Origin of the sequence: Streptomyces sp. NPDC024017 (assembly GCF_040638895.1) — a bacterium.
In the GTDB taxonomy this organism is placed as follows: domain Bacteria; phylum Actinomycetota; class Actinomycetes; order Streptomycetales; family Streptomycetaceae; genus Streptomyces.
Genome location: NZ_JBEZYZ010000005.1, coordinates 225,375 through 243,577, shown reverse-complemented (window position 1 = coordinate 243,577; position 18,203 = coordinate 225,375). Strand labels below are relative to the sequence as shown.

At 72.8% G+C, this 18,203-nt stretch carries 20 protein-coding genes and 1 pseudogene; 7 read left to right on the top strand and 14 right to left on the bottom strand.

All coding sequences use genetic code 11. The features are described 5' to 3' along the window. Window positions 1–124: 124 nt before the first annotated feature. Window positions 125–1,165, bottom strand: a complete 1,041-nt coding sequence (locus tag AB0G20_RS15335) for a zf-HC2 domain-containing protein (protein WP_361301567.1) — start codon at window positions 1,163–1,165, stop codon at window positions 125–127. Then, window positions 1,162–1,863 (bottom strand): RNA polymerase sigma factor SigE, encoded by a 702-nt coding sequence (gene sigE / locus AB0G20_RS15330; RefSeq protein ID WP_037667389.1) that lies wholly within the window; start codon window positions 1,861–1,863, stop codon window positions 1,162–1,164. Before sigE ends, AB0G20_RS15335 begins: the two co-directional genes overlap by 4 nt. Before the next feature lie 234 nt (window positions 1,864–2,097). Here sigE and AB0G20_RS15325 point away from each other — a divergent pair, with 234 nt between their 5' ends. Then, window positions 2,098–2,796 (top strand): O-methyltransferase, encoded by a 699-nt coding sequence (locus AB0G20_RS15325; protein WP_269783204.1) that lies wholly within the window; start codon window positions 2,098–2,100, stop codon window positions 2,794–2,796. A gap of 118 nt (window positions 2,797–2,914) precedes the next feature. Here the strand turns inward: AB0G20_RS15325 and AB0G20_RS15320 are convergent, their stop codons facing one another. Together AB0G20_RS15320 and AB0G20_RS15315 are read right to left on the bottom strand one after the other, a co-directional pair. Then, a complete protein-coding gene (locus AB0G20_RS15320) occupies window positions 2,915–3,082 on the bottom strand; it encodes a DUF3117 domain-containing protein (protein ID WP_003966491.1) in 168 nt (55 codons plus the stop codon). Between the two features lie 153 nt (window positions 3,083–3,235). Further along, window positions 3,236–3,400, bottom strand: a complete 165-nt coding sequence (locus AB0G20_RS15315) for a hypothetical protein (protein WP_361301564.1) — start codon at window positions 3,398–3,400, stop codon at window positions 3,236–3,238. Between the two features lie 67 nt (window positions 3,401–3,467). Between AB0G20_RS15315 and AB0G20_RS15310 the strand changes: the two genes are divergently transcribed. Next, window positions 3,468–4,271, top strand: a complete 804-nt coding sequence (locus tag AB0G20_RS15310; protein ID WP_361301561.1) for an enoyl-CoA hydratase-related protein — start codon at window positions 3,468–3,470, stop codon at window positions 4,269–4,271. 32 nt (window positions 4,272–4,303) lie between these two features. On the opposite strand, the gene AB0G20_RS15305 is transcribed toward AB0G20_RS15310, so the two are convergent. After that, window positions 4,304–4,915 (bottom strand): DNA-3-methyladenine glycosylase I, encoded by a 612-nt coding sequence (locus AB0G20_RS15305; protein ID WP_361301558.1) that lies wholly within the window; start codon window positions 4,913–4,915, stop codon window positions 4,304–4,306. Beyond that, window positions 4,912–5,295: a DivIVA domain-containing protein gene (locus AB0G20_RS15300; RefSeq protein WP_361301555.1), complete on the bottom strand. Its 384-nt coding sequence runs from the start codon at window positions 5,293–5,295 to the stop codon at window positions 4,912–4,914. The genes AB0G20_RS15305 and AB0G20_RS15300 overlap by 4 nt, the downstream gene beginning before the upstream one ends. A gap of 144 nt (window positions 5,296–5,439) precedes the next feature. Between AB0G20_RS15300 and folP the strand changes: the two genes are divergently transcribed. Further along, window positions 5,440–6,300, top strand: a complete 861-nt coding sequence (gene folP, locus AB0G20_RS15295) for a dihydropteroate synthase (protein WP_361301552.1) — start codon at window positions 5,440–5,442, stop codon at window positions 6,298–6,300. 59 nt (window positions 6,301–6,359) lie between these two features. Here folP and AB0G20_RS15290 read toward each other — a convergent pair whose 3' ends face one another. Together AB0G20_RS15290 and dapE are read right to left on the bottom strand one after the other, a co-directional pair. Then, the gene (locus AB0G20_RS15290; RefSeq protein ID WP_361301549.1) at window positions 6,360–7,118 is read right to left on the bottom strand and encodes a TIGR00730 family Rossman fold protein; all 759 of its coding nucleotides are present in this window, start codon (window positions 7,116–7,118) and stop codon (window positions 6,360–6,362) included. Between the two features lie 119 nt (window positions 7,119–7,237). Further along, window positions 7,238–8,317 (bottom strand): succinyl-diaminopimelate desuccinylase, encoded by a 1,080-nt coding sequence (dapE, locus tag AB0G20_RS15285; RefSeq protein WP_033311086.1) that lies wholly within the window; start codon window positions 8,315–8,317, stop codon window positions 7,238–7,240. Between the two features lie 85 nt (window positions 8,318–8,402). Between dapE and AB0G20_RS15280 the strand changes: the two genes are divergently transcribed. Together AB0G20_RS15280 and AB0G20_RS15275 are read left to right on the top strand one after the other, a co-directional pair. Continuing rightward, window positions 8,403–9,383 (top strand): heavy metal transporter, encoded by a 981-nt coding sequence (locus AB0G20_RS15280; RefSeq protein ID WP_361301546.1) that lies wholly within the window; start codon window positions 8,403–8,405, stop codon window positions 9,381–9,383. A 347-nt stretch (window positions 9,384–9,730) separates the two neighbouring features. After that, window positions 9,731–10,177: an ATP-binding protein gene (locus AB0G20_RS15275; RefSeq protein WP_361301543.1), complete on the top strand. Its 447-nt coding sequence runs from the start codon at window positions 9,731–9,733 to the stop codon at window positions 10,175–10,177. 87 nt (window positions 10,178–10,264) lie between these two features. Here the strand turns inward: AB0G20_RS15275 and AB0G20_RS15270 are convergent, their stop codons facing one another. Together AB0G20_RS15270 and fdxA are read right to left on the bottom strand one after the other, a co-directional pair. Next, complete coding sequence (locus AB0G20_RS15270) at window positions 10,265–11,356, bottom strand: bifunctional succinyldiaminopimelate transaminase/glutamate-prephenate aminotransferase (protein WP_361301540.1); 1,092 nt, start codon at window positions 11,354–11,356, stop codon at window positions 10,265–10,267. A 120-nt stretch (window positions 11,357–11,476) separates the two neighbouring features. Continuing rightward, window positions 11,477–11,797 carry a ferredoxin gene (gene fdxA / locus AB0G20_RS15265; protein ID WP_003973842.1) on the bottom strand — a complete coding sequence of 107 codons (321 nt, stop codon included), beginning with the start codon at window positions 11,795–11,797 and terminating at the stop codon, window positions 11,477–11,479. A 140-nt stretch (window positions 11,798–11,937) separates the two neighbouring features. Here fdxA and AB0G20_RS15260 point away from each other — a divergent pair, with 140 nt between their 5' ends. Together AB0G20_RS15260 and AB0G20_RS15255 are read left to right on the top strand one after the other, a co-directional pair. Next, window positions 11,938–12,969, top strand: coding sequence for a GNAT family N-acetyltransferase (locus AB0G20_RS15260; RefSeq protein ID WP_361301537.1), 1,032 nt, complete (start codon window positions 11,938–11,940; stop codon window positions 12,967–12,969). A 17-nt stretch (window positions 12,970–12,986) separates the two neighbouring features. Continuing rightward, window positions 12,987–13,838, top strand: a complete 852-nt coding sequence (locus AB0G20_RS15255; RefSeq protein WP_361301534.1) for a transglutaminase-like domain-containing protein — start codon at window positions 12,987–12,989, stop codon at window positions 13,836–13,838. A gap of 40 nt (window positions 13,839–13,878) precedes the next feature. Here the strand turns inward: AB0G20_RS15255 and AB0G20_RS15250 are convergent. From AB0G20_RS15250 to mshB, 4 genes and pseudogenes are all read right to left on the bottom strand, one after another. Then, window positions 13,879–13,986, bottom strand: a pseudogene (locus AB0G20_RS15250) (ABC transporter ATP-binding protein); the annotation flags it as partial. Window positions 13,987–14,128: 142 nt separating this feature from the next. Further along, complete coding sequence (locus tag AB0G20_RS15245; protein ID WP_361301531.1) at window positions 14,129–16,771, bottom strand: hypothetical protein; 2,643 nt, start codon at window positions 16,769–16,771, stop codon at window positions 14,129–14,131. Between the two features lie 156 nt (window positions 16,772–16,927). Further along, on the bottom strand, window positions 16,928–17,338 hold the full coding sequence (locus tag AB0G20_RS15240; RefSeq protein ID WP_361301528.1) for a DUF6113 family protein: 411 nt from the start codon (window positions 17,336–17,338) through the stop codon (window positions 16,928–16,930). Next, window positions 17,335–18,195, bottom strand: a complete 861-nt coding sequence (mshB, locus tag AB0G20_RS15235) for an N-acetyl-1-D-myo-inositol-2-amino-2-deoxy-alpha-D-glucopyranoside deacetylase (RefSeq protein ID WP_361301525.1) — start codon at window positions 18,193–18,195, stop codon at window positions 17,335–17,337. The genes AB0G20_RS15240 and mshB overlap by 4 nt, the downstream gene beginning before the upstream one ends. Between the last annotated feature and the right edge of the window lie 8 nt (window positions 18,196–18,203).

The following is an 18,203-nucleotide window of genomic DNA, read 5'->3' as shown; positions in this document are numbered from 1 at the left end:
CCACAGCCGCGGCACGGCTCGTCGCGGTGGCCGCAGTTCGTCGAATCGGCGCCCGGCCACACCTCGGCGGCGGGCGACAACCCCCGGATTCAATCAGGTTCGCGGGCCGCTGCGCAGAGGCCGGTCAGTGAGCCGTGCGCGAGGAGGTCGGGGAAGAGGGGGACGAGGCCGGGTCCGCGAGGGGCACGGCGAACAGGGGGGCCGTGATCTCGGGGACCGCGGACCACGAGGTCAGGGCGGCCGGCGTGGCCGCCTCGAGCGGACGTATCAGCGGGGACATGACGGCGGCACCGGCCACCACCGGGGCGGTCAGGGCATGCAGCGCCTGGTGCCGGGCGGCGGGCGGTACGCCGGGCAGCAGCGGGGCGGAGACCTCGGTCGGGGCGGCCGGGGTGTGGCCGAACATGTTCTGGCCGTGTACCTGACCGAGCAGCGGCGCGGTCCGGCGGCGCTGGGATTCGGGCGGTGTCGCGGCGCCGGAGCCCTGGGGGCGCATCGGGGTCACGTTGCTCCCCGTGCCCTGGCCGCCGCGGGCATCCGTGTCGGTCGAGCTGCCGGTGGTGACGCCGCCCAGGGCGATCGCGGCCAGGGACACGGCACCGGCGGCCACGAACGCGAACCGCAGCCGCGAGGAGGACCGGTCGCTGTCGTGCCGGCCGACGTCGTGAATGCGGAAGCCCCTCTCCGGGGGAAGGCCCCGGTGGCCGGCGGGCAGGCCGCTGGGGTCGGACGGGAGGCTCCGGTTTCCCGGGGACGCGGGCAGCACGGGCAGGTGCGGCCGGGCCGGGGCGTACCCGAACTCGAACCGCTCGCCGCGCTTCACGCCGAAGGCCCCGGACGATCCGAACCGTCCGGACAGACCTCCGGGCAGCCCTCCTCCGCCCGGCGGTGTGACATCACCGTCCGGGCTGCCGCCCGCGGGTAGTCCCTGCAGGCGGGCCAGGAAGCTCTCGGAGGGGGGCGGCGGGGCCGCCTCCGCGAAGACGTTCTTCAGCCGGCGCTGGGCGTCCACCTCCGCCTTGCACTTCGGGCAGGTGGCCACATGCGCCAGTACGCGCTCACGCGCGTCATGACCGAGCTCTCCGTCCACCAGGGCGGAGAGTCGGTCTCCCAGATGCTGCTCTGCGAGGTGCCCCTCGGAAGCTTTCGGCCGAGATCCGCTCACGCGCTCGCGCCCCCTCCTCCCAGGGCGGGAACACGGGGCACGAAGGAGCGGCGCTCGGCACGCGCCTCCGGTGAGCGGTGCGCGAGGGCCTTGCGCAGCTGGGAGCGGCCACGGTGGATCCGCGAGCGGACCGTGCCCAGCTTGACGCCGAGGGTCGCGGCGATCTCCTCGTACGACAGCCCTTCGATGTCGCACAGGACGACCGCGGCGCGGAACTCCGGGGCCAGGGTGTCGAGGGCCTGCTGGACGTCCGCGTCGAAGTGCGCGTCGTTGAAGACCTGCTGCGGCGAGGGCTCCTTGCTGGGCAGCCGCTCGGCCGCGTCCTCGCCGAGCGCGTCGAAGCGGATGCGCTGCTTGCGGCGGACCATGTCCAGGAACAGGTTCGTGGTGATGCGGTGCAGCCAGCCCTCGAAGGTGCCCGGCGTGTAGGTCGACAAGGAGCGGAAGACGCGGACGAAGACCTCCTGCGTGAGGTCCTCCGCGTCGTGCTGGTTGCCGGTCAGGCGGTAGGCGAGCCGGTAGACCCGGCCGCTGTGCGTGCTGACGATCTCCTCCCACGTGGGCGGAGTCCACGCCTGCCCGTCCGCGTCGGTGGTGAAGGTCGCGGTCTGGGCGAAGTCAGCGGCGTGACTGTGGTCAGCAGCGGTGTCGTTCACAGATGTCGGCCTGCCCGCCGATCCGAGGAAGCGCCTGAGCACTCCTGCGCGATCCACAGGCGCAGCCGCACCTCCCCTGTCAGCTCTGGTGGTGTCCAGTGGAGCCCCTACCATAGCCACCTCGCCCGTTAGGACCGGATAAGCGGTTTTACGAGAATTTGATCTGGGCTGATACGCCTCGTACTGCTGCGTTGGCACTTGCTCGGCGTCCTGATCCACCGCCCGCCCCCCGTCCCGACCCGCGCCACTTGCTCATCCCTTTAAACGACCGGTCCCATCTGCGGGTTCCCGTGCCCAACGGATACAGTCACGCCCAGGCATTCACGGGGACAGGAGAGGGTCATTACCGGCAACCGGCAGACGAGCTGGGCGTTCGCCGACGCCTATGTCGCCGAGGACGAAGCGCTGCACTGGGCCCGGGACCGGGCCCGTGAGGCAGGGCTGCGCTCGGTGACGCCCGGCACGGGCGCCGCGCTGCGGTTGCTGGCCGCGTCGGTCGACGCGAAGGCCGTCGCGGAGATCGGGACCGGCTGCGGTGTCTCCGGGATCCACCTCCTGCACGGTATGCGGCCCGACGGTGTCCTGACGACCGTGGACCCCGAGCCCGAGCACCAGCAGTTCGCCCGCCAGGCCTTCCGCGCCTCCGGCTTCGCCAGCAACCGGGCCCGCTTCATCCCGGGCCGCGCCCTGGACGTGCTGCCCCGCCTCGCGGACGCCGGTTACGACCTCGTCTTCTGCGACGGTGATCGGCTGGAGGTCATGGACTACCTCGCTGAATCGTTGCGTCTGCTGCGCACCGGCGGGCTGGTGGTCTTCGAGGGCGCCTTCGCGAACGGCCGGACGGTGGACTCCGGTCCGCAGCCCACGGAAGTGCTGCGGCTGCGGGAGCTGCTGCGCGCGGTGCGCGAGAGCCAGGAGCTGGTGCCGTCTCTGCTGCCGGTCGGCGACGGGCTGCTGTGCGCGGTGAAACGCTAGCCGGGTCGCACGTTAGCGGAGCGGGAGCCGGGGCAGGCGAGTGTCATCGGTGAGAAAACAGCAGCCCCGGCATCACAGATGATGCCGGGGCAACTGAAGGGGTATGGTCGCTTGCGCGTCAGCCGACGACCTTCTTGAGGGCGTCGCCGAGCGCGTCGGCCTCGTCAGGGGTCAGCTCGACGACGAGCCGACCGCCGCCTTCGAGCGGAACGCGCATGACGATGCCCCGCCCCTCCTTGGTCACCTCGAGCGGGCCATCACCCGTTCGCGGCTTCATGGCCGCCATGCTCGTTCCCCTTCCTGAAACCCAGCTCATCGTCAAAGCCGACGGCCCCTGAGAAGGGCACACGTGCGGCCCTTGTGGCAGGACACGCGACACCGGCATCGAACACATTGCTTCCAAGCCATTATCCCGCATCTCAGGACCCGATGACCAACATCAGTCGGCATCGCTTGGGCAACGCACGCGAGCAAAACCACTCAATTCGGCGATGAGACTGCGATACTCCGCCACCGCACACACATCCACCGAACCAATCCGGACGAGAATTCTTTGACGCAGGTCACACGTCCGGTCCGGTTCCCCGTCGGCGATCTCCGTCATGCTGTCCTGCAGACCCGGGACGTACCGGCCGGTACGCCCCCGATCCGCGACTCGGAGGGGATACGCCATGACCGACACCGTGCTCTACGAGGTGAGCGACGGACTCGCGACGATCACGCTGAACCGCCCGGAGGCGATGAACGCGCTGAACGTGGAGGCCAAGGTCGCCCTGCGGGAGGCGGTCCGGTCCGCGGCGGAGGACGCCGCCGTGCGGGCGGTGCTGCTGACCGCCGCCGGTGACCGGGCGTTCTGCGTCGGGCAGGACCTCAAGGAGCACATCGGGCTGCTGATCCAGGACCGGGAGACCGGGTCGGGGCAGACCATGAGCACGGTGCGGGAGCACTACAACCCGATCGTGCGCGCGCTGGCCGGGGCGGCGAAGCCGGTCGTCGCCGCCGTGAACGGGGTGGCGGCCGGGGCGGGCTTCGGCTTCGCACTCGCGGCGGACTACCGGATCGTGGCGGACACGGCGGCGTTCAACACCTCGTTCGCCGGGGTCGCCCTGACCGCGGACTCGGGGATCTCCTGGACGCTGCCGCGGGTGGTCGGACCGGGACGGGCCGCCGACCTGCTGCTTTTCCCGCGGAGCATCGGCGCACAGGAGGCGTACGAGCTCGGCATCGCCAACCGGCTGGTGCCTGCCGGTGAGCTGCGGGCGGAGGCCGAGAAGGTGGCGCGGACGCTGGCCGAGGGGCCGACGGTGGCGCTCGCGGCGCTGAAGGAGTCGGTGGCGTACGGGCTGACGCACTCCTTGGAGGAGGCCCTGGAGAAGGAGGACGAGCTCCAGACCCGGGCCGGTTCCTCCGAGGATCACGCGATCGCGGTGCAGGCCTTCGTCAACAAGGAGAAGCCGAAGTATCTGGGCCGGTGAGCCCGGGGGTGCAGCGCCGTCGGGGCCGGGGCCTATGCGGCCGGCCCCCGCGCCCCTGATGCGGTGCTTCTCGCCACGCATGCCTCCAGGTGGTCGTCCACCAGGCCGCACGCCTGCATCAGGGCGTACGCCGTCGTCGGGCCCACGAAGCGCAGGCCGCGCTTCTTCAGGGCCTTGGACAGGGCGGTCGACTCGGGTGTGACGGGTGGGACGTCCGAGAGGGTTTGCGGGATCGGGCGGGTGGCCGGGTCGGGGGCGTGGGACCAGATCAGGGCGTCCAGTTCGCCCGGGGACCATTCTGTCAGCGCACGCGCGTTGGCCAGGGTCGCGTCGATCTTGGCGCGGTTGCGGATGATGCCGGCGTCGGCCAGCAGGCGCTCGCGGTCCTCGTCGGTGAAGGCGGCCACCGAGGCGATCTTGAAGTCGGCGAAGGCGGCGCGGAAGCCGGGGCGGCGGCGCAGGATCGTGATCCAGGACAGGCCGGACTGGAAGGCCTCCAGGCTGAGCCGCTCGAAGAGCGCGTCGTCGCCGTGGACCGGACGGCCCCACTCCTCGTCGTGGTACGCGACGTACTCCGGGGCGGACAGGGCCCAGGGGCAGCGCAGCGCGCCGTCCGGGCCGGCCAGGGCGGCGCCGTCGCTCACGGCCGGTCCTCCTGCCTCGGCTTCTCCATGGAGACGTGGTTCTCCCCGGACGGCTGCACCGGCCCGTGGGCGGAGGCCGACCGGGCACCGGCCAGGGCGGACTCCAGGTCGGCGATGCGGGCGTCGCGCTCGGCGAGCTCGGCGCCCAGGCGGCTGAGGGCGTCGTCCACGTCGGCCATCCGGTAGCCGCGGGCGGCGAGCGGGAAGCGCAGGCCCTCCACGTCCGCGCGGTCGACCGGGCGGTCCGGGGGCAGCGGGTCCCGCAGCCGCTCGGGGGCGGCCTCGGGCAGCGGGCCGCTCTCGCCGCCGCCCACCACGGCGAGCGTCACCGCGCCGACCACGACGGCGAGCGCGACGACCAGGAACAGGAACATAACCATCGCGGGGCCCCCACGGTCGGATGGATCGGACTCTTCGGAAGTCCTCCGAGCCGATGTTGTCAGGCTCCGATCGTGCCATGCGAGTCCGACAGCTAGGGTCGCAGGCGGCGGAAGAGCGGGACGTACCAGGAAAGGTCACAGGGGATGCTCAGGCTGGGCAAGCGGGAGTTCGGGACGCACGAGCCGGTGATCATGGCGATCGTGAACCGCACCCCGGACTCCTTCTACGACCAGGGCGCCACCTTCCGCGACGAGCCGGCCCTCGCGCGCGTGGAGCAGGCCGTGGCCGAGGGCGCCGCGATCATCGACATCGGCGGGGTCAAGGCCGGGCCGGGCGAGGAGGTCACGGCCGAGGAGGAGGCCCGCCGGACGGTCGGGTTCGTCGCGGAGGTGCGGCGGAGGTTCCCTGACGTGATCATCAGCGTGGACACGTGGCGGGCCGAGGTCGGCGAGGCCGTGTGCGAGGCCGGGGCCGATCTGCTGAACGACGCGTGGGGCGGTGTCGATCCGGGCCTGGCGGAGGTCGCCGCGCGCTACCGGGTGGGGCTGGTGTGCACGCACGCCGGCGGGGCGGAGCCGCGGACCCGGCCGCACCGGATCGAGTACGACGACGTCATGGCGGACATCCTGGACGTGACGGTCGGACTGGCCGAGCGGGCCCTCGCACTGGGGGTGCCGCGGGAGTCGATCATGATCGACCCGGGCCACGACTTCGGGAAGAACACGCGGCACAGTCTGGAGGCGACGCGGCGGCTGGACGAGATGGTCGCCACGGGGTGGCCGGTGCTGGTGTCGCTGTCCAACAAGGACTTCGTCGGGGAGACCCTGGACCGGCCGGTGAAGGAGCGGGTCGTGGGGACGCTGGCGACCACGGCGGTGTCCGCGTGGCTGGGGGCGCAGGTGTACCGGGTGCACGAGGTCGCCGAGACGCGGCAGGTGCTGGACATGGTCGCGGCGATCGCGGGGCATCGGGTGCCTGCCGTCGCCCGGCGGGGGCTGGCCTAGCTGAGGTGCCAGGGGGCTCCGCGCCCCCTGGACCCCCGGCCTGTGCCTCGAAGGGCCCGCTAGCGGCCCGCCTCCTTCGACACCAGTGCCACCGCCTCGTCCACGTCGTCCGTCACGTGGAACAGCAGCAGGTCCTTCTCCGCCGCCTTGCCCTGGGCGATCACCGTGCCACGGAGCCAGTCGACCAGGCCGCCCCAGTAGTCGCTGCCGAAGAGGACGATCGGGAAGCGCGTGACCTTCTGCGTCTGGACGAGGGTGAGGGCCTCGAAGAGTTCGTCGAGGGTGCCGAGACCGCCGGGCAGGACGACGAAGCCCTGGGCGTACTTGACGAACATCATCTTCCGCACGAAGAAGTAGCGGAAGTTGAGGCCGATGTCGACGTACGGGTTGAGCCCCTGTTCGAACGGCAGTTCGATGCCGAGGCCGACCGAGATGCCCTTCGCCTCCAGGGCTCCCTTGTTGGCCGCCTCCATCGCGCCCGGGCCGCCGCCCGTGATGACGGCGAAGCCCGCGTCCACCAGGCCCCGGCCCAGCCGGACACCCGCCTCGTACTCGGGTGAGTCCACCGGGGTCCGGGCCGAGCCGAACACACTGATCGCGGGCGGAAGTTCGGCCAGCGCGCCGAAGCCCTCGATGAACTCCGACTGGATGCGCAGCACGCGCCATGGGTCGGTGTGGACCCAGTCGGAGGGGGCACGCTCGTCCAGCAGTCGCTGGTCCGTGGTGCTGGCCTGCACCTGATCCCGCCTTCGGAGGACCGGGCCCAGGCGCTGTTCGTCCGGCGGCTGCTTCTTCCCCTCGGGGTTGCCGGTCGCCATGTGCGCTCCCTCCGTCGTGCCTGTCTTTCCACCTCAGCGTAGATCTACGCGGGTTACGAACGAGGGACGTGAGCATGTCCGCGATGAAGCGCCGTAAACACGAGGGCGTCCCGGCCCGGTCAGGCGGTCAGCCAGTTCCTCAGGCGCTCCTCGCCCGCGAGGATCTTGGCGATCTCCACACGCTCGTCCCGCTTGTGCGCCAAGTGGGGGTTGCCGGGGCCGTAGTTGACCGCGGGGACGCCCAGGGCCGAGAAGCGGGAGACGTCCGTCCAGCCGTACTTCGGCATCGGGGTGCCGCCGACCGCCTCGATGAACGCCTTCGCCGCCGGATGGGACAGGCCGGGCATCGCCGCGCCGCTGTGGTCGACGACCTCGAACTCCTCCACCCCGCAGTCCGCGAAGACCTCACGGACGTGGGCGACGGCCTCCTCGGGCGTGCGGTCGGGCGCGTAGCGGAAGTTGACGGTGACGACGCACTCGTCGGGGATCACGTTGCCGGCCACTCCCCCGCCGATGCCCACCGCGTTCAGGCCCTCGCGGTACTCCAGGCCGTCGATCACCGGCCAGCGCGGCTCGTAGGAGGCCAGGCGGGCGAGGATCGGGGCGGCGGCGTGGATCGCGTTGGAGCCCATCCAGCCGCGCGCCGAGTGGGCCCGCTCGCCCGTGGTCTTCAGCAGCACCCGCAGCGTGCCCTGGCAGCCGCCCTCGACCTGGCCGTCCGACGGCTCCAGGAGCACCGCGAAGTCGCCCTCCAGCCACTCGGGGTGCGTCTCGGAGACGTGCTTGAGGCCGTTCAGCTCCGCGGCGACCTCCTCGTTGTCGTAGAAGACGAAGGTCAGGTCGCGGTTGGGGGCCGGGACCGTGGCGGCGATGCGCAGCTGCACGGCGACGCCCGACTTCATGTCGCAGGTGCCGCAGCCCCACAGGACGCCGTCCTCGTCGAGCCGGGAGGGGACGTTGTCCGCGATCGGGACGGTGTCGATGTGGCCGGCCAGGATCACCCGCTCCGAGCGGCCCAGGTTCGTGCGGGCCACGACGTTGTTGCCGTACCGGTCGACCGTCAGATGGGGCAGCGCGCGCAGCGCGGTCTCGATCGCGTCGGCGAGGGGCTTCTCGGTGCCGCTCTCGGAGCGGAAGTCGACGAGCCGGGCGGTGAGCTCCGCGGCGTCCAGCGTGAGGTCAAGCGAGGTGTCGGCCATGCCGTCGACCCTAACGCGCCAGGCCCGGGCCTCACTGTCCACACCCGGCTCATACCACTCCGTACTCTCCAGTACCTTGTACGGCGTGCCAGAGCCGTCCTCTCCCAAGCGTCGTGGCCGCCTCTTCCGATGCGGTGCCGCCCTCGTGGCCCTGCTCGCGGTCGCCGGTTACCTCGTCGTGCAGTACGTCACCGGGGGCTCGGGTGGACCGGGCTGCAAGGTGGTCTCCGGCAAGGGCGACGGAGCGTCGTACGAGTTCACGCCCGAGCAGGCGGTGAACGCGGCGACGATCACCGCCGTGGGGACCGCGCGCGGCCTGCCCGAGCGGGCCGTGACCATCGCGCTGGCGACCGCGCTCCAGGAGTCGGCCCTGCGCAACATCAAGCACGGCGACCGGGACTCCCTCGGCCTGTTCCAGCAGCGGCCCTCGCAGGGCTGGGGAACGCCGAAGGAGATCATGGACCCGACGTACTCGGCCGGTGAGTTCTACGACCACCTGGTCAAGGTGCCCGGCTACACCCGGCTGCCGCTCACCGTCGCCGCTCAGCGCGTGCAGCGCAGTGGCTTCCCGCAGGCCTACGCCAAGCACGAGCCGGACGCCGCACTGCTCGCCGCGGCCCTCACCGGGCAGTCAGCGGCCACCTTGACCTGCGAGGGCCGCCCGGCCGCGACCCGGGCCTCGGGCCCCGACGGGGTGCGTGCCGCGCTCGTGCGGGACTTCGGGCGGGATGTGCTGGAGCCGGCCGGTGCCCAGGTGGGCGGCTCGCCGGCGGCCACGCCGACGCCGTCCCCGAGCGCTGCGGACGGGGCCGGCGGGCGGACCGTGACCCTGCCGGTGACCGGCGACGCCGGTACGGCGACCGAGCGGGGCCTGGACCGGCGCGGCTGGCAACTGGCCCACTGGGCGGTGGCCAACGCGTCCGAGCTGCACATCGCGCGCGTCACCTACGCGGGGCGGGAGTGGGTCGCCGGGAACACCGCCAGCCAGTGGCGGGAGCCCGCCGCGAAGGGCACCGCGGGCGCGGAACGGGACGCGGAAGCGGTCCGTATCGTCACGATGAACTAGATCGCGCAGGGGTGCGGGGACTCACCCGAGGGGGTTACCCGCACGGCTCGGCGGCGAAGGCGTGCGCAGGTTTTCGCACCCTCACCCGGGAAACCGTGGGAACCCTTGGGAACACAGGGCTGGAAGGATTCGGCGGAGTTTCTCGCAGCGGCCCCTTTGACCTGTTTTATCCGCAGCCGATAATGCGACGCATTGCCAACTCTTTACGTTGCGCCGCCGCAACCTTCGCGGGCTTCGAGCGGTAGTCACTGCGTCCGAGCCGGGGTGATCAACAGCCAGTCGATCAACTGCCGGACCAGGTCGGACACTTCACGAAGCTCACTTTTCTCTCCCGTCGAAGGAGCACCATGTCCCTCCCCCTGACCCGCCGGATCGCCCGTGCCGCGCTGATCGTCGCTGCGGGAGCGGCTGCCGGGGTCGGTGCGGCCGGCTCCGCCAGCGCGGCCCCCGAGCTGCCCGCCACCCCGAACCTCGGTGGCCTGACCGCCCTGGACGGGGCCAACGTCGGCAACACCGTCGACGGCGCGGCTCAGAACGTCACGAAGTCCGCGGGTGACACCGGCGGCAAGACCGTCAAGAAGGCGGTGCCGGCCGCGGGCAAGACCGGTGGCAAGGCGGTCAAGAAGACCACGCCCGTGGCGCAGAAGGCGGCCGGTGACGCGGCGGGCACCGCCGGGCAGCTCGTCGGCGACACGGCCGGTTCGACCAAGGGCGGCCTGCCGACGGACTCCCTGACCAAGGGTGGCGTGCCGTCCGCGGACTCCCTGCCGGTGAAGAGCCTGCCGGTCGGCTGACACGCCGGCGTAGTGACGCCGAAGGGGTCCAGGGAGCTTCCCTGGACCCCTTCGGTGTGTGCGGGGCGGGTGAGTGCCGTGCGGCGGTCACAGACGCCGTACGGCCGCCGCGATCCGTTCGTCCGTCGCCGTCAGCGCCACGCGGACGAACTCCGCGCCCGCCGGGCCGTAGAAGTCGCCCGGGGCCACGAGGATGCCGCGTTCGGCGAGGTGGGCGACCGTGTCCCAGCAGGATTCGCCCCTGGTGGCCCACAGGTAGAGGCTGGCCTCGCTGTGCTCGATGCGGAAGCCGTGGGTGAGCAGGGCCTCGCGCAGGAGCTCGCGGCGGGAGGCGTAGCGCGCGCGCTGGACACGGACGTGGTCGTCGTCGCCGAGGGCCGCGATCACCGCCGCCTGCGTCGGGGCCGACGTCATCATGCCGCCGTGCTTGCGGATCTCCAGGAGCGGGCCGAGGACCGCCGGGTCACCCGCCAGGAAGGCCGCGCGGTAGCCGGCGAGGTTCGAGCGCTTGGAGAGGGAGTGGACGGAGACGATGCCGTCGTACGAGCCGCCGTTGACGTCCGGGTGCAGGACCGAGACCGGGTCGGCCTCCCAGCCCAGCTCCAGGTAGCACTCGTCGGAGAAGAGCAGGATGCCGTGCGAGCGGGCCCAGGCGACGATCCGGGTCAGCTCCTCCTTGGAGAGGACCTTGCCCGTGGGGTTCGACGGGGAGTTCAGCCAGAGCAGCTTCAGGCCCTCGGGGTCCAGCTCGGTCGGGTCGTCGTAGGCCTCGTAGCCGGCACGCGCCAGGCGGGCGCCGACCTCGTACGTCGGGTAGGCCAGGCGCGGGTAGGCCACCCGGTCGCCGGGGCCGAGGCCCAGCTGGGTCGGGAGCCAGGCGACGAGCTCCTTGGAGCCGACGATCGGCAGCACGTGACGGTGGGTGACCTCCCGGGCGCCGAGGCGGCGCTCCACCCAGCCGGTGATCGCGTCGCGCAGCTCGGGCGTGCCCCAGACGGTCGGATAACCCGGCGAGTCGGCCGCGGCCACCAGCGCTTTCTGGATCAGCTCGGGTACCGGGTCGACCGGGGTGCCGACGGACAGGTCGACGATGCCGTCCGGGTGGGCGGCGGCCGTGGCCTTGTACGGGGTCAGCTTGTCCCAGGGAAACGTGGGGAGGCGGTCGGAGACTGCGGACACGGGTCTGGCTCACTTTCTGGTACGTACGAGCCGGTTACGGCAAACGCCTCGGCCCCGTACGGCGATCATGGGGGTGATCGGGCCGTACGGGACCGAGGCGGCGCTGGTAGCGGGCCGCTCTTACTGGTTCTGCGGCGGCAGCGCGGCGACGAAGGGGTGGTCGCGCTCGATCAGCCCCAGCTTGCTGGCTCCGCCGGGCGAACCGAGCTCGTCGAAGAACTCGACGTTCGCCTTGTAGTAGTCCTTCCACTCCTCGGGAGTGTCGTCCTCGTAGAAGATCGCCTCGACCGGGCAGACCGGCTCACAGGCACCACAGTCGACGCATTCGTCCGGGTGGATGTACAAGGACCGCTGGCCCTCGTAGATGCAGTCGACCGGGCACTCCTCGATGCACGCCTTGTCCTTGACGTCGACACAAGGCTGCGCGATGACGTAGGTCACGCTGTCGTTCCTCCTCGATAGGGCGCTGGCGGGCCTCCTCAGGCTCCGCCGCCTGGCGCGCGGGAGCGCGGCGTCGTCGATGCCCGCCCCTAGTATCTCCGTTCTTGGGCATGATCCGTACAGGAGGGGTGAACTGACCTGTGGAAATCTCTGCCGCCGGGCGACTCGAGGTCCGTATCACCGCTGCTGACGTGGGCAAACGGGTCTCCGTGCGGAGCTTGATCGAACGTCCAGCTCCGGTGGAGAAGTTCACCGACACGGTCGGTGTTCTCACATCATGGGACAACGGTGTGCTGCTGATCACACGCAAGAGTGGCGAGAGCGTCCGTATTCCGGAATCCGCACTGGTCGCGGGCAAGACCGTGCCCTCCGCACCGGCGCGTCGCCGCGGCCCGGCCGCCTCCTACGAGGAGCTGGCCCGGGTCGCCGCGCGGGCCTGGCGGCCCGTGGAGAGCGAGCGCCTCGGCGAGTGGGAGCTGCGAGCCGCGTCCGGGTTCACGCGGCGGGCCAACTCGGTGCTGCCGCTGGGGGCGCCGGGCGTGCCGCTCGACGAGGCGCTCGGCGCCGTGCGGCGGTGGTACGGCGAGCGCGGCCTGCCCGCCTACGTCCAGACCGCGACCGGCGCCGAGGGCACGCAGGAGCTGCTCTGCGCCGAGCTGGAGCAGCGGGGCTGGGTGCGGGAGGTGACCGCCGAGCTGTGGGTCGGGCCGCTGGCGTCGATCGCCGACCGGGGTGACCCGGCGGGGGTCGTGCTGTCCCGGGAGGCCGACGAGGCCTGGCTGGCCCGGTATCAGCGCAAGGGCGTGAGCGAGGTGGCGCTGCGGGTGCTGCGGAGCGGGCCGTCGGTGTGGTTCGCGACGGTGCCCGGGGCGGCCGAGGGAGCGCCTCCGGCCGCGATCGGGCGGTGTGTCGTCGACGGGCGGTGGGCCGGGTTCGCCGCCGTCGAGGTCGATCCTGCGCTGCGGCGGCAGGGGCTGGGCACGACCGTGATGGCCGCGCTGGCCCGGCAGGCGCTCGACGAGGGCGCGTCGGCCGCGTGGCTCCAGGTCGAGGCCGACAACGCGGGAGCGCGGGCGCTGTACGCCGGGATGGGCTTCGCCGCGCACCACGCCTACCACCACTACCGGGCGCCGGACGCCGGCGGCACATCGGCCGGTAACCGATCGTCGTGAGAGGGCACGAGCCAGTTATGCGTCCCCCGTATCCCCCGTCCCCCGAGCGTTCCGCCGAGCTGCGGCGGCGGTTCGCCGAAGAGGCCCGGTCCGAGCGGCCCGATCTGTCGGCGCTGTGCCTGCTGGTGGGCGCGGAGGCCGACGGGGAGCTGGACGAGGCGGGTCTGGACGCCGCGCAGGCCGAGCTGGACCGGCTGGCCGGGCTGCTGCCGTACCGGCCCGGCGGACCGCGGGCCTGGGCGGTCGCCCTGCGGGAGCTGCTCGGTGAGCGGATGGGGTTCCACGGCACCCCCGGCGACTATCAGCGCCTGGAGTCCTCGCTGCTGCATGAGGTGCTGGAGCGGCGCAGGGGGTTGCCGATCCTGCTGTCCGTGGTGTGGCTGGAGGTGGCCAGGCGGGCGGGGGCGCCGGTGTACGGGGTCGCCCTTCCGGGGCATTTCGTGGTCGGGTTCGGGCCCGACCAGGGCCAGGTGCTCGCGGACCCGTTCGACGGGGGACGGGTGCTGAGCGGGGCCGACGCGGAGGTGCTGGTGGCCGGGGCGACGGGGGCGCGGCTGGATGCGGCGATGCTCCGCCCGGCGGATCCCCTGGATGTGGTGCTGCGGATCCTGAACAACGTGCGGGCGTGGGCCGCGGCACGTCCCGAGCGGTCGGATGTGGCGTTGTGGGCGGTCGAGTTGTCGTTGCTGCTGCCGTCGCATCCGGCTCGGTTGCGCTACGAGCGGGCCCAGTTGCTCGTTCAGCGCGGGGAGTTCCTGGGCGGGGCCTTGGAGTTGGAGGCCTATGCGGAGGTCGTGGGGGCGGTGGACGAGGGCGCCGCGGAGCGGGTGCGGGGGGAGGCCTTCGCGGCCCGGGCGATGCTGAACTGAGCTCTTCTCGCAGAAGGCCCGGTTCTCACAGCCAGCCCTCCACGGTCTGGCCCGGTCTGAGGTCGAGGGTCGGTCCGTCCACGGCCCGGACGGTGTCGTACGCCTTGCTCACCTGGTCGAACGCGACCACCGAGGCTGTCGTTGTCATGCGGACATCGTGGCTTCGGGGGTGGGGCGGGGGCAGTGCCGGGCGTCCGGAGTGCGGCATGACAGGTGTCATGCCTGCGGGGGGACGACGAGAGCCCCCGCCCTCACCGGGCAGCGGCTCTCGTACGGCGGGTGGCGGGAGGTCAGTTCGGCTTGGTGTCGATGACTCCGACGCGCTCCGCGGGCGTCTTGCCGCGCAGGGCCTTGCGCAGGGCCGTGACGACGTCCTGCGGCGTGACGTCGCGCTTGCCGCTCGCGCCCTCGATCTGCACGCCGTCGAAGGTCGTGCCGTACGCCTCCTGGAGCGCCTTGAGGTTGTACGTGTCCACCAGCTTGCCGTCGACGGCCTTGAAGCTCAGGATCTTCGGCAGCGACAACGAACCGAACGGGATGCTGTGCGCCGGGTCGGTCTGCACGAAGGCCTTGGCCGACATCGCGGGCTGCGCGAAGTCCTTCAGGACCCGGTCGACCTCGGCGTTCGAGACGGTCGGCTGCCGGGTGGTGGTCGGGAGGTTCACCGTGCCGGGCGTGCCGGTCTCCACCTGGGTGCGGTACGCCTCCTCCACCACCGTCGTCGACTTGGCGAGGTCGATGCCCTTGCCGGTCTTGCCGTACACCGGGACGGCCTTGCCGCCCTTGAACTCGATCGTGCCGTCGGTCGACGCGCCGGAGCCGCCCGCGGCGTCCTCCAGGGAGGCGTGCAGCTTCTCCTCGTCGACGGGCATGACCGGCGTGACGACACGGTGGTTGCCGAAGAGCGAGCCGATCACGGAGACCGGGTTGTAGTCGCTCTTCGCCGCCGCGTCGGCCGTGGCGTCCATGTCGAACTGCAGGCCCGCCTTGTCCGGGTCGAGGGAGACGGTCCTGCCGCCCACCGACAGCTTCAGCTCCTTGCCGACGCGGTCGTCGAAGGCCTCGTCGAGCTTCTTGACCGCGCCGTCGCGGGTGGTGCCGCCGATGTCGACGCCGAGCACGCTGGTGCCCTTGGGCACGTCGGTGCGGTTCATCAGCAGACCGGCGCCGTAGACGCCACCGGCGAGGACGACCACGCCGACGGCGACCAGCACCAGCTTGTTGCGCCCCTTCTTCTTCGGCGCCTTCGCGGAGCTCGCCGGAGGCGGGGAGACCGGCTCGGGCAGCTTCGGGGCCGTGTGGGGCACCGGGCCGTCACCGGGCGCGCCCGGGCCGAACGGGGAGGCCGCGCCGGGCGGTACGACCGGGATGCCGCTGGTGACCGTGTGCCCGGAGACGTTGTCGTGGCGGGGGCCGTAGCCCTGGCCGTCCGGCGGTTCGGGGGCCGGCTTCTGCGGGGTGAGGATGGCGGTGTCGTCGCTCATGCCGCCGCCGGGGCCGGGGCCTGCGGCGCCGGGAGCGGTGGTGCCGCCCCGGGCGCCCGGGCCCGCGGGGCCGCCAGGAGCTCCGGGGACGCCCGAGCCGGCGGGACCGCCGGGGGCGCCGCCTATGGCTCCGGGGCCGGCGGGCGCGCCGGGGCCTCCCCGTCGGCCGGGGTCGTTGAAGGCGCCGGGGGCTCCAGGGCCGCCGGGGGTGCCGGGACGGCCGGGCTCGTTGAAGGCCTCGGGGCCACCGGGCCTGCCCGGGTCGCCGAAGCCGCCAGGGGTGCCAGGACCGCCCGGGGTGCCGGGGGCGCCGGGCCTGCCCGGGTCGCCGAAGCCACCGGGAGCGCCGGGAGTATTGAAGGCACCAGGTCCACCCGGGTTACCGGGTCCGCCAGGGCCGCCGGGTGCGTTGAAAGCCCCGGGTCCGCCCGGGCCTCCGGGCGCGTCGAGGGCATCCTGCCGCCCGGGACCGCCGGGCCCGCCCTGCTCGTTGAAGCCGCCCGGTCCGCCGGCCGGCGGCACCATCGGGCCGTCACCGGTGACCGGTCCGCCCGTCGGGCCGGCCGGGCCCTGGGATCCGGGGGTGCCGGGCGCGCCGAAGCCGTCGGCAGTGTCCGGGCCGCCGGAGGGGCCGCCGTAGCCGCCCTGCCCGTTCTGGCCGTCGCGGCCGTTCTCGGAGAAGTACGGCAGGTCGTCGCGGCGCGGCTCGCCGCCGCCCGGGGCGGGACGCGAGCCGTTGCCCAGCGGGCCCGCCGCCAGGGCCTCGGTGACGTCGAAGGAACCGGTGCCGCCGCCGTGCCCGGGCGCGACGGGGCCGCCGGTCGCACCGCCGGGGAGCCCGGCGCCGTTCGTGCCGCCGGACCGGGAGCCGCCCGGCGCGCCCATGGAGCCGACCACGCCTCCGGGCCGCCCGGCACCCGGCCGCGCCCCACCGGACGCACCGGCACCGGAACCCGGCGCCCCTGCGCCAGGACCGCCCGCTGTCTGCTGCGAACCGCCCGGCAACCCGGCCCCGTTGGTGGAGCCGCTGCCCGGACCGCCCTTGCCGCCGCCGGACTTGCGGGGCGCGAACCAGTCGCTGGCCGGCTTGTCGTCGCCCGGCTGTGCGGGCTCGGCGGAAGGCTCGACCGTGCCCGCGCCCGTGGACGGGGCGGTACCCGGCGCCGTCGACGCCTCACCGTGCGTGTCGGTGTCGGCCGAGCTCTCCGCCTCCGCGACGGGCTTGCGCACCACCACGGGCGGAATGGGCCGCGACCCGGGGATGTTGATCCGGATCCGGGTCGTCAGCGTGGTCTCGGTCTTGCGTTCCTCCGGCCGCGTGGCGGAACGGCCCGCGTCCGTACCGGCGTCGGAGACCGTCGGGGTCCCGTACGGCGGCGTACCCGACGGGTAGGCGGCTCCGCCGCGCCCGTTGGGCCCGGAGGACGGAGTGTCAGTTTCACGACTCAAGGCAGGTTCTCCCGGTTGGCTCCGCCGCCCGACACAACCTCACGCGGGCAGCTCGGCGGCGCGCACCACCATACTGGCCACTTCTCACCCGTATCCCAGGACCGCTGGGGAAACTCACACCGGACCCCCACGGGCGCGTCCTGGCGAAGTGGTACGTCACTTGGCAAGTCGGACGGAACCGCCGTCAGGTTGCCGCCCCTGGGCGAAGGTGGCGCAGATCACAGCCACGGCGATGCCCCCGAGCAGGAAAAGATAGGAGCCGCTCCCCGCGGCGAAGAGGAAGTCGCCCTCGGGGCGGCTGGCGGTGAGCAGGACGACGGCGAGCATCCAGCCGGCGGCGGCCGCGACGCCCCCGGCCCGGCCGCGCAGGACGCGTGTGGCCCCCAGGACGGCTCCGGCCTCACCGGCCAGGGCGAGCAGCAGCCCGCCCGGGAACCACCCGGGCTGCACCAGGGCCCCGGCCACACCGACCACGGCGCCGAGCACGAAGAACCCGAGGCAGGCGCCGACGCGTCCCGCGGTGGGCGGGCGCATCGGCTGGGCGAGCATCGGCGTACGGTCGCTCATGAGGCCTCCTCGACACCGGCGAACAGGTCCGTCTCCCGGTCTCCGGGGCCCCGCTCGCCGCGCACCAGCTCGTAGTACTCCGTCGTGAGGATCGGCTGGGCGAGTTCGTTGGACAGCACGAAGTACGGCTCGGCCACGGTGATCTGGGTGGCGTGGGCGCGCATCGCGGCGGCCTTGGCGGCGGCGTGGGCGGTGCCGTCGACCACGGTGCTGATCCGCTCCTCGGCCACCACACCCGGGACGTCGTCGACGTCGGCCGCCTTGGTGAAGGGTGTGCCGGGCAGGTCCTCCCGGAGCCGCGCGAAGGACTCCTCCACAACGGGTCGGGGGACCCGGTTCCAGTAGACCTTGGGGATCGGCAGGCCGGCGTCGGCGGACAATTCGGCGGCGCGCATGGCGACGCGGTGGGCCTGGATGTGGTCGGGGTGCCCGTAGCCGCCGTTGTCGTCGTAGGTGACGAGGACCTGGGGGCGTACCTCGCGGATCACCTCGACGAGGTGCGCGGCGGCCTCGTCGACGTCGGCCTGCCAGAAGCAGCCGGGGTCGTCGTTGTCGGGCAGGCCCATCATGCCGGAGTCGCTGTAGCGCCCGGCGCCGCCGAGCAGGCGGAAGTCCCGGACGCCGAGCTCGGCCATGGCGGCGGTGAGCTCGCGGCGGCGGTGCTGGCCCAGGGCGGCGCCCGTCAGGTGCGCGAGCTCGGGCGGGATGACCTCGCCGCGTTCGCCGAGGGTGCAGGTGACCAGGGTGACGTGGGCACCCTCGGCCGCGTACCTGGCCATGGTCGCGCCGTTGTTGATCGACTCGTCGTCCGGGTGCGCGTGCACCAGCAGCAGACGCCGGTCGGGCAGATCCGTCATGGGACCAC